This window comes from Actinoplanes rectilineatus (genome assembly GCF_000962825.1).
Classification (GTDB): domain Bacteria; phylum Actinomycetota; class Actinomycetes; order Mycobacteriales; family Micromonosporaceae; genus Actinoplanes; species Actinoplanes rectilineatus.
In genome coordinates this window covers 78,764-93,886 of sequence record NZ_JZKF01000002.1, presented here as the reverse complement: position 1 = coordinate 93,886, position 15,123 = coordinate 78,764, and the positions used below count along the sequence as shown (strand labels likewise).

At 74.8% G+C, this 15,123-nt stretch carries 7 protein-coding genes; 4 read left to right on the top strand and 3 right to left on the bottom strand.

The features are described from left to right. The first annotated feature begins 6 nt into the window (after positions 1-6). Positions 7-1,548 carry a ricin-type beta-trefoil lectin domain protein gene (locus WH85_RS01680; RefSeq protein ID WP_045739825.1) on the top strand — a complete coding sequence of 514 codons (1,542 nt, stop codon included), beginning with the start codon at positions 7-9 and terminating at the stop codon, positions 1,546-1,548. 57 nt (positions 1,549-1,605) lie between these two features. Here WH85_RS01680 and WH85_RS01675 read toward each other — a convergent pair whose 3' ends face one another. After that, positions 1,606-3,084: an MFS transporter gene (locus tag WH85_RS01675; RefSeq protein WP_052720080.1), complete on the bottom strand. Its 1,479-nt coding sequence runs from the start codon at positions 3,082-3,084 to the stop codon at positions 1,606-1,608. 98 nt (positions 3,085-3,182) lie between these two features. Here WH85_RS01675 and WH85_RS01670 point away from each other — a divergent pair, with 98 nt between their 5' ends. Next, entirely contained in the window at positions 3,183-3,800 is a 618-nt protein-coding gene (locus WH85_RS01670; protein WP_045739823.1) for a TetR/AcrR family transcriptional regulator, read from the top strand. 84 nt (positions 3,801-3,884) lie between these two features. On the opposite strand, the gene WH85_RS01665 is transcribed toward WH85_RS01670, so the two are convergent. Both WH85_RS01665 and WH85_RS01660 read right to left on the bottom strand, forming a co-directional pair. After that, the gene (locus tag WH85_RS01665) at positions 3,885-6,578 is read right to left on the bottom strand and encodes a helix-turn-helix transcriptional regulator (RefSeq protein WP_052720079.1); all 2,694 of its coding nucleotides are present in this window, start codon (positions 6,576-6,578) and stop codon (positions 3,885-3,887) included. A 124-nt stretch (positions 6,579-6,702) separates the two neighbouring features. Further along, positions 6,703-9,405, bottom strand: a complete 2,703-nt coding sequence (locus tag WH85_RS01660) for an ATP-binding protein (RefSeq protein ID WP_045739822.1) — start codon at positions 9,403-9,405, stop codon at positions 6,703-6,705. A 154-nt stretch (positions 9,406-9,559) separates the two neighbouring features. Here WH85_RS01660 and WH85_RS01655 point away from each other — a divergent pair, with 154 nt between their 5' ends. Together WH85_RS01655 and WH85_RS53620 are read left to right on the top strand one after the other, a co-directional pair. Beyond that, entirely contained in the window at positions 9,560-12,100 is a 2,541-nt protein-coding gene (locus WH85_RS01655) for an ATP-binding protein (protein ID WP_045739821.1), read from the top strand. A gap of 55 nt (positions 12,101-12,155) precedes the next feature. Then, positions 12,156-14,981, top strand: coding sequence for an ATP-binding protein (locus WH85_RS53620; protein ID WP_045739959.1), 2,826 nt, complete (start codon positions 12,156-12,158; stop codon positions 14,979-14,981). Positions 14,982-15,123 lie beyond the last annotated feature (142 nt).

Genomic DNA, 15,123 nt, shown 5'->3' with positions numbered 1-15,123 from the left:
CTCTCGATGCCAGGTGCACTCGTCCGAGCCCTCGCCGTCGGCGCGGCGGCACTCACCACCGTCGCCCTGACCCCCGTCGCCGGTCACGCCGGTCCACAACCGGCCCCCGCACCGGCCGCGGCGCCCGCCGGGCTCGGCCTGGACCCCGGGATGGTGGCCGCCCTGCGCCGCGACCTCGGGCTCGACGACCGGCAGATCGCCCAGCGGCTCGCCGTCGAAGCCGCAGCGCCCGTCGTCGAACAGCGGCTGCGCGCGGCGCTGGGCGACCGGTTCGCCGGCGCGTGGATCCCGGCCGGCGCGACGCGCCTCACCGTCGCGATCACCGACAAGAACCAGGCAGCGAGGGTACGCGCCGAAGGCGCCGTCCCCGCGATCGTCCAGCGTGGCGGCGACGCCCTCGACGCTGACCTGGCGAGACTCGACCGCAACGGCGACGCGGCACCGGACGCCGTCCGCGGTTGGTCCGTCGACCCCGCCACGAACAGCGTCGTCGTCACCACGAAACCCGGCACCGAGGCCGCGGCCCGCCGGTTCGCCGCCGCCAGTGGCGCCGCGGCCGTCACGGTCCGCACCGCCGCGGCCCAGCCGGTGCCGATGTACGACACCCGCGGCGGCGACCAGTACGTGATCAACGGCAACACCCTGTGCTCCGTCGGGTTCTCGGTCGCGGGCGGGTTCGTCACCGCCGGCCACTGCGGCGGCGCGGGCAGCCCGACCCTCGGCTACAACAACGTGGCGCAGGGGACGTTCGCCGGCTCCAGCTTCCCCGGCAACGACTACGCCTGGGTGCGGACCAACGGCAACTGGACGTCCCAGCCGTGGGTGAACAACTACAGCGGCGGCAACGTGACCGTCGCGGGCTCGACCGAGGCGGCGATCGGCAGCTCGATCTGCCGGTCCGGGCGCACCACCGGCTGGCGCTGCGGCACCCTGCTCGGCAAGAACGAGACGATCAACTACGCGCAGGGCTCGGTCTCCGGCCTGAGCCGCAGCAACGCGTGTGCCCAGCCCGGCGACTCCGGCGGATCGTGGATCTCCGGCAACCAGGCGCAGGGCGTCACCTCGGGCGGCACCGGCGACTGCACCTCGGGCGGCACGATGTGGTTCCAGCCGGTCAACGAGATCCTCTCGGTTTACGGACTGTCGCTGACCACCACCGGCAACGCCGGCACCGCGATCGTCAGCAACTGGAACAACAAGTGCGTCGACGTGCCGAACAGCAACTTCTCCGACGGCGTGCGGGTGCAGATGTGGAACTGCAACGGCACCGGCGCGCAGCGCTGGGAGGCGACCGGCGGCACCCTGCGGACCGGCAACAACATGTGCCTGGACGTGGCGTGGGGCTCGACGGCGAACGGCGCCGCCATCCAGATCGCCACGTGCAGCGGCAACCCGGCCCAGCAGTGGGTGCTCAGCGCCGCCGGTGACCTGGTGAACCCGCAGGCCAACAAGTGCATCGACATCGACGCCTGGAACGGCGACGACGGCGCCGTGCTGGTGCTGTGGGAGTGCGCCGGAACCCTGAACCAGAAGTGGCGTCGCGGCTGACAGCCCCCGGCCGCCGGCCGGGTGGTCGCACCACCCGGCCGGCCGCCGTCTCCGCCGTCAGCTGTTGCGCGGCGCGGTGAGGTGCGGGGCGGGCAGGTCCAGACCGGCCGCGCCGAGCACCTCGTCGGCCTCCACCTCGGCCAGGGTGAGGTCGACCCGCCGGGCCCGGGGCAGTGCCCACCCGACGGTGACCGCGGCGACCGCGGCCAGGACGGCACCGGCCACGAACACGGTCACGAACTGCGCCTCGTGCGGCAGCGGCAGCGGTCCCGGGATCGGGTTGCGGGTCATCATCGTGACCACGAACGCGGTGCCCAGGGACATCCCGACCGAACGGGCGATCGAGTTGACGCTGTTGGCGATGCCGGTCTCGGCGGGTTCGACGTGCGCGATGATCAGGGCGGGCAGGGCGGCGTACCCGATGGTGACCGCGGTGTTGACCACCAGCGCGCCGACGATGACCTCCCAGGTGGCGTCGTGCAGCACGGCGAGCATGGTGAAGCCGGCGCCGGCCATCACCGCGGCGACCACCAGGGTGACCTTGGCGCCGAAGCGGACCACCAGCCGGCCGCCGAGCGGGGCGGTGACCACGCCACTGGCGGTGCCGGGCAGCAGGTAGACCAGGCTGGCGGTGAGCACCGAGGCGCCGAAGCCGTAACCGGCCACCTCGGGCGGGGTCTGCACCAGGGTGGAGACGGCGAGGAAGACGGCGAACATCGAGAAGCCGAGGAACAGTCCGGCGGCGTTCGCCACCACGATCGGCCGGTGGGTGAGCATCCGGGTGCTGACCAGCGGGTGCGCGGTCCGGCGCTCGAACAGCACGAACGCGGTCAGCACGACGACCGCGGCGGCCAGCAGGCCGAGCACCCGGGCCGAGCCCCAGCCCCAGCCGTTGCCCTGGGCCAGTGGCAGGAGCAGCAGGACGAGGCCGAGACCGAGCAGTCCGGCGCCGGCCCAGTCCAGGCCACCGGTGGCGGCGCCGGCCCGGCGCGGCAGCATCCAGACACCGGCCAGTCCGATCACGGTCAGCGCGGTGGCCAGCCAGAACAGGCGGTGGTAGTCGCCGCCGTCGCGCATCAGCAGGCCGGTGACCGCCAGGCCGAAGCCGGCGCCGACCGAGAGCATGCCGCTGACCAGGGCCATCGCGCCGGTCAGACGGTGCGGCGGGAGTTCGTCGCGGAGCACGCCGATGGCCAGCGGGAACAGTCCGAAACTGGCGGCCTGGGCGACCCGGGCGAGCAGGAGCAGCGGCAGGCTGGAGGTGGTGGCGGCGAGCACCGAGCCGAGCAGCACCACGGTCAGCACGCCGAGCATCACGGGGCGGCGGCCGTGCAGATCGCCGAGGCGCCCGAGCATCGGGGTGAGCACGGCGGCGGCGAGCAGGTTGGCGGTGACCACCCAGCTCGCCGCGCTGGTGGAGACGTCCAGGTCGGCCCGGATGTCGGCGACGACCGGGACGACCAGCGTCTGCAGCGCGGAGACGAGCAGCACCGCGTAACAGGCGATGGGTAACGCGGCACGGGTTTTCAGGGGCATGACCCTCAACGTAGACGCGCCGCCAAGCATTTTCAACACGGAGTCAAAAATCAGAGGCGTGACGTCAATTCCATTTGATGGTCTGTAGAGTCGACGGCGTGTCAGCCATCAAGAGCCGTCGGGCCCCCACGAAGGGCGACCAGCGGGAACAGGCCCTGGTCGACGCCGCCCGCACCGTCTTCCGCGACAGACCGATCAGCCAGGTCACCATCGACGAGCTGGCCGGCGCCGCCGGGATCACCCGGTCCGGGTTCTACTTCTACTTCGAGTCCAAACAGGCGCTGCTGGCCGCGCTGGTCAGCCAGCGGATAGCCGAGGCCGACCTGGAGATGGCCGAGTGGCTCGAGTCGGAGGGGGCCGACCGCGGCGCACTGCGCCGGGCCCTCGCCTCCGGACTGGCCCGGTGGAAGATCGACGGCCGCTGGCTGCGCGAGGCGTTCGTCGCCCCGGACCCCGGCCCCGACGTGACCCAGGTCCGCGACCAGCTCCTCGACAAGGGCTGCTCTCAGTTCAGCAAGCGCATCGAGGTCGACGCACGGGCCGGCCTGACCGTCGGCGGGCCGCCCGACCTGCTCGCCAAGATGGTCGTCCACCTGCGCAGCGCGATGTTCGCCGACGCTTATGCCGACCCGGACGCCCACGACGAGGACGAACTCCTCGACACCCTCACCGACGCGATCCTGCGCCTGATCTACGGCATCAGTCCCGCCCGCTGAAAGGCCTCGCCCGCTGAAGGCCCTGGCCGATGAAAGGCACTGACCAGTGAGAGGCCCCGGCCACTGAACCGTCCCGGCCGGGGCCTACGCCTGGTCGGCGATGGCCTCGCGCAGGGCGGTCCGGCCGGTGATGCCGAGCTTGGGATAGATCCGGTACAGGTGGGTGCCGACCGTCCGGTGCGACAGGAACAGCTGGTCGGCGATCTCCTTGTTCGTCAGGCCGCGCGCCGCGAGCCGGGCGATCTGCAGTTCCTGTGTGGTCAGCACCGCCGTCGGCAGCTCCGCCGGTGCCGTCGCCGCGACACCGGCGGCGGCCAGCTCGCTCTCCGCCCGGTCGGCCCAGGGCTGCGCGCCCGCCGCACGGAACGCCGCGGACGCCCCGTTCAGGGCGGTCCGCGCCGCGCCGATCCGGCGCTGCCGGCGCAGCCACTCGCCGTACACCAGACGGGTCCGGGCGACCTGCAGCGGATAGTCGCCCGCGCCCGGCACCTCGAGGGCCGCGGTGAACAGCCCCTCGTCCTCGGTCAGCAGCGCCTCGGCGCGCAGCAGGAGCATCCGGACCAGCGGGCTGTCGAACGACCCGGCGAACCGGCGGGCGGCGGCCAGCCGCTCGCCGAACTGCTCGGCGTACCCACCGCGGCACGCCGCCTCGGCCAGGTCCGCGATCGCGAAGAGACCCAGGCCCGCCACGTCGCTGACCGCGCCGAGATGGACGTACGCGTTGAAGTGCCGGCCCGCGCCCAGGTCGGCCAGGCCCGCGCTCCAGCGCTGCCACAGGGTGATGTCGATCCGGGCCGACGAGCCGAGGGACCGGCTGCGGTCGAGGGCTGCGGCGAGTCCCGCGGAGTCGCCGCGCCAGGCGTGCAGGTGCGCGACGACCGCGTCGGCGAGCGCGATGAGCAGCCGCTCGTCGAGGTCCTCGGCGAGCCGGCGGCCCTCCTCGGCGACGGCCAGCGCCTCGCTCAGCCGGCCCTGGGCGGCGAGGGCGCGGCCCAGGGTGACCGCGGCGGTGGCGAGGTCACCGACCTGGCCGTCGGCACGGGCCCGGTCGACCGCGGACCGGTGGAACCCGGCGGCGGTGACCCAGTCGTGGGCCGGTTCGGCGCCGAGTCCGAGGCTGAGCGCCTCCAGCGGATGCGCCGGTGGCGGCGTGTCCCGCAGCCGGGCCAGGGCGGCCTGGCCGTGCCGGGCCGGGTCGAGCAGCGCCCGGATCGCGGCGGTGTGCGGCAGGTCGGCGTCCGGCGCGACCGCGTCCAGGTCGGCCAGCACCCGACGGCGTACGCCATCGCTCGCGGCGTGGGCCGAGCAGAGGATCGCGGTGTTCATCAGCAGGGCGAGCGGCACGCCGGTCTCGGCCGGCGACGGGCCCGCGGCGGCCGCCGCCCGCGCGATCGAGCCGAGGTCCAACGGGTCCCGGATGATCACCCCGGTGGTGAGGGCGAGGACGTTCTGGGTCAGGCCGGTCCGGGCCAGCACGACCGGGTCCGCGGAGCTCTGGGCCGCCGACGCCGCCAGGTCCTGGGCGGTGGCGTTGAAGCCGGCCTGCCGGGCGGCCTCGGCGGCGCGTGCCAGCCGGGATGCCCGGTGTTCGCCGTCCCCGGACAGCTCGGCGGCCCGGCGCCAGGACCGCATCGCCGAGCCGACGTCGCCCCGGGCCATCAGGGTGGTCGCCGCGCGGTCCAGGTCCGCGGCGATCCGCTCGTCGACGCCGGTGGTGGCGGCCGACCGGTGCCAGGCGGCGCGCGGCTGGTCGGCGAGGCTGTCGGCGAGGGTCCGGTGGGCGGCGGTCCGCAGGGCCGGGCCGGCCGCCGCGTAGACCGCGGAACGGATCAGCGGGTGCCGGAACCGGATCTCGTCACCGACCGCGCTGATCAGGCCGGCCTGCTCGGCCGGGGCCAGGGCGTCGAGTCCCAGGCCCCGCCGACCGGCCGCGGCCGCCAGCTCACCGAGTGCCGGCTCGGTGTTCGCGGCCGCCAGCAGGAGCAGGTCGCGGGTCGGCTCGGGCAGCCGGGCGACCTGGGCGGCGAAGGACGTCTCGAGCCGTTCCGGCAGCGGCAGCCGCGACACCAGGCCGGCCGGTTCGGACGGCCCCCGTTCGGCGAGGCCCCGGCCCAGCTCGACCACGGCGAGGGGGTTGCCCTCCGCCTCGTCGAGGACACGGGCGCGCAGCTCGGGCCCGAGCGCCGGGTTCACCTCGGCGAGCAGCCGCGTCGCGACGTCGTCCGGCAGCCGGCCGAGGGTCAGTTCCGGCATCCGCAGCGGCTCGAACGGGTTCGGCAGGTCGCTGCGGCAGCTGGCCACCAGCAGGATCGGGGCCGGGCCGAGGCGCCGGGCGGCGAAGCTGAGCATGCCCAGGGTGGGTTCGTCCATCCAGTGGACGTCCTCCAGGACCAGCAGCAGTGGCGCGGCGGCGGCGATGTCCTCCAGCAGGCTCAGCACCGCGACCGAGAGCAGCAGCCGGTCCGGTGTGACGTCGGGGCCGATCCCGAACGCGCTGCGCAGCGCGTCCCGCTGTTGCGGCGGGAGCCCGCCGACCCGGTCGACGGCGGCGTGCAGCAGCTGGTGCAGGCCGGCCATCCCGATCGAGGTCTCGCTCTGCACCCCGGTGCCGGTCAGCGTCTGGAACCCGGTCCGGGCGGCCTCCCGTCGCAGGGCCGTGATCAGCGTGGACTTGCCGATCCCGGCCTCGCCGCGCAGCACGACGGTGGTCGCGGTCCCGTCGCGGGCCGTGGACAGCAGGCGGAGCAGTTCTGCGAGTTCCCGTTCACGGCCGATCACGGCTTGACCGTACTCAATGGCCCGTCGCCCGTCTCGGGCCAGATCGGCGATGGCGTCGCTCGATGGCCTGACGGCCGTCTCACGTGAGATCGGCGATGGCGTCGCTGATGGCCTGACGGCCGTCTCAGGTGAGATCGGCGATGGCGTCGCGCAGGGCCGCCCGGCTGGTGATGCCGAGTTTCGGGAAGATCCGGTACAGGTGGGCACCGACCGTCCGGTGCGACAGGAACAGCAGGTCGGCGATCTCCTTGTTGGTCCGGCCCTCGGCGGCGAACCGGGCGATCTGCAGTTCCTGCGCGGTCAGCACGACGTCGCGTGGTTCGGCCGGCCCCTGCACGGCGACACCCGCCGCGCGCAGCTCCGCCTTCGCGCGGGCCGCCCACGGGTGGGCGCCGGCCTGGTCGAAGACGGCCTGGGCGGCCGCCAGTTCGTCACGGGCCGCCGCGGTACGCCGCCGCCGGCGCAACCATCCGCCATAGGCGAGCCGGGTCCGGGCGACCTGCAGCGGATAGTCGGCGGCGCCCGGCTCGTCGCGTGCCCGGCGGAAGTACCGCTCGGCCTGTTCGTCGTCGGCCGCCAGCACCCCTTGACCGCGATCGATCAGCATGCGCAGCAACGGCGACCCGAGCGGCCGGACCCGTTCCCCGACCGCGGCCACCACCTCCGCCGCCTGGTCCAGGGTGCCGCGCCGGTAGGCCGCCTCGGCCAGGTCGGCCACCACCAGGGGACCGAAGTCGGGGTGCCCGACGACCGCGGACAGCTCGTCGTACGCCTCGTCGTAGCGCCCGGCGCCCAGGGCCCAGATGCCGCGGGCCCAGGTGGTCAACATGATCAGCTCGGCACGCGGCACCGCCACGAGTTCGGCGACGGCGGCCAGCGACGCGGCGACGACGGCGTCGTCACCCCGCCAGGCCGCCACGTGCGCGGTCATCAGGGCACCGTGCGCGACCAGCGCCGGCAGGCCCAGGTCGGTGCCGAGCCGGTGGGCCTCGCCGCCGATCAGCGCGGCGTCCGACAGGTCACCGCGGATCAGCATGTTGCGTGACTGCCGCAGCTGGGTGTTGACCAGGTCGCTCACCTCCCCGGACCGGCGGTACCCGGCGACGGCCACCGCCCAGCAGTGGCCGGCGAGCACCCAGTCGTGCAGCGACTCGGCCGCGGTGGCCAGGCCACCGGCCCAGAGCGGGGTCAGCGACGCGGAGTCGCGGGTCGCGGCCCGGACCGCGCCGCTGATCCGGTCCACGTACCGCACCGGCGCGAGGGTCGCCTCGGCCATCAGCAGCCGGGGGTCCTCGTCCGGCAGCAGCCGCTGCATCTCGTCGAGGACCAGGTCACCGACGGCCGCCCCGGGCGTGTAGAGCGCGCAGCGCAGGGCGACGAAGGTGTACAGGTTGGCGGCGACCTCACGGTCCGCGGCGACGGCACGGCGGGCGAGGGTGATCAGCTGGTCGGTGTCCGGGCCGGCGGCGTCGGTGGTCAGGCCGAGGCGGGACTCGGTGAGCGCCAGGTCGGCGAGGACCACCGGGTCGCTGGTGACGGCGGTGGCCGCCGTGACCAGCCGGATGACGGCGGTGGACAGGCCGCTGCGCCGGGCGGCCTCGGCGGCCCGGGCCAGCCGGCGGGCCATCTCGTCCGGTGCCGGGGACAGGTCCGCGGCCCGTTCCAGGTACCGCATCGCGCCACCCAGGTCGCCGCGTCCGCCGGCCAGCCCGGCGGCCGTCTCGAGGTCGCGGGCGACCAGTTCGTCCCGGCCGACGGTGGCGGCCGAGCGGTGCCAGGCGGCGCGTTCCGGTTCGGCGGCGTACACCTCGGCGAGCGCACGGTGGGCGGCGATCCGCCGGGGGAACGTCGCCGCGCCGTAGATCGCCGACTGGATCAGCGGGTGCCGGAACCCCGGTACGCCCCCGGTCGAGCGCACCAGCCCGGCATCCTCGGCCTCGCGCAGGCAGTCCTCGGGCGCGTCGACGCCGAGCCGGCGGGCCGCCCGGTCGAGTTCGGCGGGGGTGATGCCGGTGTGGCCGGCGGCGAGCAGCAGATAGTCCTGCGCCGGCACGCTCAGCCGGGCCACCTGGTCGGCGAAGGCGTTCTCCAGGCGGGCGCCGAGCGGGAGCCGGAGCGGCAGGCGGGACGCGTCGTGCAGGCCGCGGTCGAGCAGGCCGCGGGAGAGTTCGACGAGCGCCAGCGGGTTGCCCTCCGCCTCGGCCAGCACCCGGTCGCGCATCTCGCGGCGCATCGACGGGCTCAGTTCGGCGAGCAGGCCGGCGCCCTCGTCGTCGGTGAGACGGCCCAGGGGCAGTTCGGGCAGGCCGAGGTCGGCGGCCGGGTCCGGGCCGTCGGCGCGGCAGGTGATCAGCATGATGATCGCCGTCTCCCGCAGCCGGCGGCCGACGAAACCGATCATGTTCGCGGTCGGCTGGTCCATCCACTGCAGGTCCTCGACGATCAGCAGCAGGGGTTGCTGCTGGGCGAGGTTCTCCAGCAGCCCGAGGACCGCCACCGACAGGACCAGCTGGTCGGGCGAGATGCTCGGGCCCAGCCCGAACAGGCTGCGCAGGGCGGCCTGCTGCCGCTCCGGCAACTGGTCGGCGCGGTCGACCACCACGTGCAGCAGCTGTTGCAGGCCGGCCATCCCGGCGTTGCTGTCGCGCTGGGCGCCGGCGCAGGTCAGCACCCGGAAGCCGCGGTCGATCGCGGCGGACCGCGCGTGGTCGACGAGTGTCGATTTGCCGATGCCCGCGGCGCCCCGGATGACGAGCGCACTGCCGCGGGCGTCGATGTCCTCGAGCAGTGCCAGCAGCCGTGCCTGTTCCCGTGCCCGCCCATGCATGGCGAGACCCTAACCTCAGCCGATCCGGGCGGAAAAGAGCAGTGTCAACCGAAAGTGAATAGCGGCTATAAACCCCTTTCAGCCACATTTGCGGGTACGGGAGTCCGTCACGTGACGTATGCGCGGCGGCCCGGACCGGACCTACTTTTCCTAGGTGAGTCACCTGTCGTCCGTACCACCCGGCATCGTCGGCCGGGGACAGCCGCTGTCCCGGATCGCATCGTCGATCGGCACGGTGGACGAGGGCGGTGCCGCGATCCTGCTCACCGGCGAGGCGGGCGCCGGCAAGACCACCCTGGTCGAGGCCGCCGCCGGTATCGCCACCGCGGCCGGCTGGGCCGTGCTCACCTGCACCGGGGTGGAGAGTGAGACCCAGGTCGGATTCGCCGGACTCCACGAACTCCTGCACCCGGTGGTCGACCGGGCCGACGACCTGCCCGCGCCGTACCGGGACACCCTGCTGAGCGTGTTCGGCCTCGGCCCGCGGACCGCACCCGACCGGCTGCTGCTGTCCACCGCCGTGTTCACCCTGCTCGCCGACCTGGCGGCCCGGCAGCCGCTGCTGGTGGTGCTCGACGACGCACACTGGATGGACCACCCGACGATCAACCTGATCGGCTACCTCGCCAACCGGGTGACCGGCGTCCCGATCGTGATGCTGGTGACCCGCCGGCCCGGCGAACCGGAAGCCCTGCCGGCCCTCGGACTCGACGAGATCCGGCTGGACCGGCTGACCGACGCCGACGCCCGCACCCTGGTACGCCAACGCCGGCCGGGCCTGGACGACCACCTCGTCGAACGGGTCGTCGACGAGGCCGAGGGCAACCCGCTGGCACTGGTCGAACTGTCCCGCGACGCGGCGGACCGGGGACGGCGCTCCCCCGCCGCCCCGGCGGTGCGGACCTCACCGCGTACCCGTCTGGAGAGGGGTTATGCCGGGCAGGTGGCCGCGCTCTCGCCACAGGCCCAGGACGTGCTGCTGCTCGCCGCCACGAACGACGAGCCCGCCCTGCCCGAACTGCTGGCCGCGGCCCGGCGGCTGGACCTCGGCGCCGACGCCGTCGAGGAGAGCATCGGCAGTGGGCTGATCACCACCAGCGGCACCCGGGTCCGGTTCCGCCACCCGCTGATCCGGTCCGTGGTACGCCGCACGGCCGGCCTGCACCGCCGGATCCAGGTCCATCAGGCGCTCGCCCACGTCCTGACCACCGACGACCCGTCCCGGGCGGCCTGGCACCGGGCCGCGGCGACGATCGGCGCGGACGAGCCGGTCGCCCACGACCTGGAGGAGGCGGCCGGCCGGGAACTCGCGCGGGGCGTCCCCGGCGCGGCCATGCGGTCGTTGCAGCGGGCCGCGCAACTGTCCCCGGCCGCCGACGACCGGGGACGGCGGCTGGCCCAGGCCGCGGAGGCCGCCCGCCTGGCCGGGCTGCCGGACGCCACCCGCCGGCTGTCGGCGCAGGCCACCGCCGGCACCGGTGACGTCCGGGTACACAGCGCGGTCGCGATGACCGCGATGGCCCTCGACGTCAGCACCGGCACCCGCACCTGCACCCCGGACGGCCTGCTCGACCAGGCCCTGCGCGCCGCCCGGGCCGGCCACCTCGACCCGGCGATCGACCTGATCTCCTGCGCCGCCGTGCTCGGCCACATGATCAGCATGCCGGCGGAACCCCGCGAACGCATCGACCGGGAACTCGCCGGGCTTGCGGTACCCGACGCCGACCTGCGATCGGTCATCGCCCGCTCGGTGCTGGCCCCGGCCCGGTACGCGCAGACGACCGGGCCGGTGGTCCGCGCGTTCGCCCGGGACACGGCGGCGCTGCCGGCCGCACTCGCCACCGGCCTGGCCGTCGCCGCTGAAGCCCTGCAGGAGTGGTCGTCGGCGGCCCTCCTGTGGCAGGTCGCCGCGGACCGTTACCGGGTGGCCGGTGCGATGACCGACCACTCCGCGGTTCGCAGCCGGCTGGGGTTCGCGCTGCTGGCCGAGGGGCGGCTGGCGGAGGCCGCCGCGGAATCCGGTGCGGTGCTGCGCGACGCGCACGACGCCGGGTTGCCGCTGGCGATCGCCTTCGCGTCGGCGGTGACCGCATCCGTCCGGGCCTGGCAGGACGACGTCCCGGGGACGCCGGCCGCCGGCGGTGAACCGATACGGGCGGACGTCGGTTCCCTGCAGGACTGGGCCGCCGGGGTGGCGGCACTGGCCCGGGGCCGGACGGCACAGGCGTTCGCGCTGCTGCGCGCCACGGCGGTCCATCCGGACGTGGCCGTGCTGGCGATCGCCGACCTGGCCGAGGCCGCTCACGGCGACGCGGAGGCCGAGGAGCACGCGCGGTCCGCGCTCGCGGCGGTCCAGCGGCGGGTCGGGCCGGCCGGTTCGCTGCTGACCACCCTCGTGATCCGTCGCAGTCAGGCGTTGCTCGGCCCGGACGGCGACGCGGGCCATCTGCTCGTGGTGGGGACGGCCGGCGCCGACCGGTACCCCCTGCAGATCGCCCGGGCCCGCCTGATGTACGGCGTCCACCTGCGCCGCACCGGCCGCCCGGAACGGGCACGTGCCGAGCTGACCGCCGCCGCGACGACGTTCGCCGAGGCGGGCGCGACGGCCTGGGTCAACCGTGCCCACCTCGAACTGCGGGCATGCGGTGCGGTGATCGCAACGCCGACCGGAGATCGACGGTCGGCCATCGAATAGTCCGCTGTCATATCATCATCTCGGCTACTACTCAGAGACCGAGGTGACCGGCCCGATGGCGGACGAGGCCGGCCTGCTCGGACGCGCGGACGAACTGCGCCGGGTCACCGGTCTCCTCGCCGACCTGCCCGAGCGGGGCGCCGCCCTGATCCTGCGCGGCGACGCCGGGATCGGGAAGTCGGCCCTGCTGTCCCGGGCGACCGAGGTGGCCGGGAAGTCCGGTGTCCGGGTGCTGAGCACCACCGGCGTCGAGGCGGAGAGCCACCTCGACTTCGCCGGCCTGCACCAGCTGCTGTCCCCGGTCCTGGACCTCGTCGAGGAGCTGGCCGGACCGTTACGCACCGCGATCCTGACCGCTTTCGGTCTGGCCGCGGCCGCCCCGCCGGACCTGTTCCTGATCGCCCTGGCCTCACTGGGCCTGCTCGCCGAGGCCGCCGCCCGGCAGCCGGTACTGGTCGTGGTCGACGACGCGCACTGGCTCGACCCGGCCAGCGCGGCGGCGCTCACGTTCCTGGCCCGCCGGGTGGCCGCCGAGCCGATCGCGGTGCTCCTGGCGGCCCGTGACGCGGGCGACGTCCCGGTCGCCCCGGACGTCCCCGAGTTGCGCCTGACGGCCCTCGAACCGTGGGCCGCGCAGGCCCTGCTGCACGCCCGGGCGCCCGGTCTGCCGGCGCCGGCCCGCGCCGCGATCCTGGCGGCCGCGCAGGGCAACCCGCTCGCCCTGGTCGAACTACCCGCGGTGGCCGGCGCGCTCGACCCGGCCGGCCCCTGGCTGCCCCTGACGGCCCGGCTGGAGCAGGCCTTCTCGGCCCGGCTCGACGATCTGCCGCCGACGGCGGTGAGCGTGCTGAGGGTCGCCGCCCTCAACGACGGCGACGTGCTGGCCGAGACGCTGGCCGCGGCCGGCCTGCTGGAACGCCGCCCGGCGGACCGTCCGACCGACCGCCTGGGGAACCACCCGGTCGACCCGGACGCCCTGCAGCCCGCGATTCAGGCCCGCCTGGTGACCGTCGACGGGACCCGGATCCGGTTCCGGCACCCGCTGATCCGGTCCGCGATCCACCACCGGATCAGCGGCGTACAACGCCTGGCCGTCCACAACGCCCTCGCCACGGTCCTCGCCGACCAGCCGGAACGACGGCTGTGGCACCGTGCCCGCGGCAGCGCCGGCCCCGACGAGCGGATCGCCCTCGACCTGCAGGCCGCCGCCGCACGTGCCCGGCAGCGGGGCGCCGTCGCGGGCGCCGTGCACACCCTGGAGATGGCGGCCCGGCTCAGCACCGACCCGGCCCGGCGCGTCGAGCGACTGCTGTCGGCCGCCGTCCTGGCCACCGAGATCGGTCGGCGTACCGAGGTGGACCGGCTGCTCGACCTGATCGGCCCGGCCGAGATCAGCACCGTCCAGCAGGCCCGGACCGCGTGGGTACGCGGCCGCTTCGACAACCACCTGGCCGGGAGCGTCGACGGCGCCTGGGGGCTGGTCTCGTACGCCCGCCAGGCCCTCGGCCAGGGTGAACCCGACCTGACCCTCGACCTGCTGCACGCCGTCGGTCTGGTGTGCGCGTGGTCGGAACCGGGCCCCGGGCTGCGGCGCTCGGCGGTGGAGACCGCCCGCCGGGTCCCGGTCGACGCCGGCGATCCCCGGCTGCTGCTGGTGCTGGCGTACCTCGACCCGGTGGAGTGCGCGGCCGAAGTGGCGGCCGCACTGACCACCCGGGCCATGTCCGCAGAAGGCGACGCAGCAGCGGCCACGCCGGCCACCCGGACCACCTCCGGAGCAGGCGACGCAACGGCGGCGTGGACGCTGGCCACCGCCGCGAACGCCGTCGGCGAGCACCGGCTGTGCCTGTCGTTCATCGCCCCCGCGCTGACCCGGCTGCGGGATCAGGGCCGGCTCGGGCTGCTGACCAGGGCGCTCGCGGTGCAGGGCCGGTCCGCGGCGAACCTGGCCGACCTCGGTGTCGCGGTGCCGGCCGCCGAGGAGACGATCCGGCTGGCCCGGGAGATCTCGGTGCCGCCGGTGGAGGCGCTCGGCTGGGCCGAGCACGCGCAGATCGCCGCGTTGCGGGGCCGGTTCGACGAGTTCGAGGAGAGCGCGGCGCAGGCCGAACTGCTGGCCACGCCGTTGCGAGCGGCGGCCGCGCTGGCCACCGTGCAGCATGCCCGGGGGCTCGCCGCGCTGGCCACCGGCCGGTACACCGACGCCGTCGGGCATCTGCTGCGGATCTTCGCGGACGCCGATCCGGCCGGCAACATGCTGCGCTGCTGGGACGCCGTCGGTGATCTCGCCGAGGCCGCCTTCCGCGGCGCCGAACAGGACCGGGTCCGCGACGCGATGGACCGGATGGAGGCCGTGTCCGAGCGGGTGCCGACCGCCGCGCTGCGGGTCGGTCTCGGTTACGCCCGGGCGCTGCTGGCCGCCGACGACGAGGTCGAGGACCGTCTGCGGGCGCTGCTCGCCACCGATCTCGGTGGCTGGCCTTTCGTGCGGGCCCGGGCCCAGTTGGTGTACGGGGAACGCCTGCGCCGCACCCGGCGGCGGGCCGAGTCCCGGCTGATGTTGCGGACCGCCCGGGACACCTTCGACGCGCTGGGGACGGTCCCGTGGGGTGAGCGGGCCCGCCAGGAGCTGCGGGCCGCCGGCGAGTCCAGTGGAGTCCGGTCGCCTGCCGCGCTGGACCGGCTGACCCCGCAGGAACTGCAGATCGCCCAGTTGGCCGCGGTCGGGCTGACGAACCGGGAGATCGGTCAGCGGTTGTACGTCTCGCACCGCACCGTGAGCACCCACCTGCACCGGATCTTCCCGAAGCTGGGCGTGGTGTCCCGGGCCGGTCTCCAGGCGGCCCTCGACCGGCAGGACGCCGGCGTTCATCCCCGATAGAACGCCACGTCACGGCGACGGGCAACCCCGGCGGAACACCGCGTTGACGAATCGTCCACATGCCGCGGCCACTCTGGGCTGGTGACGTCCGCGGATCCGGCAGCGGCGGCCGTCAACGGATCGCCAACAGTTCGTCCACACC

Bases quoted from the DNA above. Each gene is read 5' to 3' on its own strand.
- WH85_RS01660 (WP_045739822.1), bottom strand. From the start codon at position 9,405: ATGCATGGGCGGGCACGGGAACAGGCACGGCTGCTGGCACTGCTCGAG.
- WH85_RS53620 (WP_045739959.1), top strand. From the start codon at position 12,156: ATGGCGGACGAGGCCGGCCTGCTCGGACGCGCGGACGAACTGCGCCGG.
- WH85_RS01680 (WP_045739825.1), top strand. From the start codon at position 7: ATGCCAGGTGCACTCGTCCGAGCCCTCGCCGTCGGCGCGGCGGCACTC.
- WH85_RS01675 (WP_052720080.1), bottom strand. From the start codon at position 3,084: ATGCCCCTGAAAACCCGTGCCGCGTTACCCATCGCCTGTTACGCGGTG.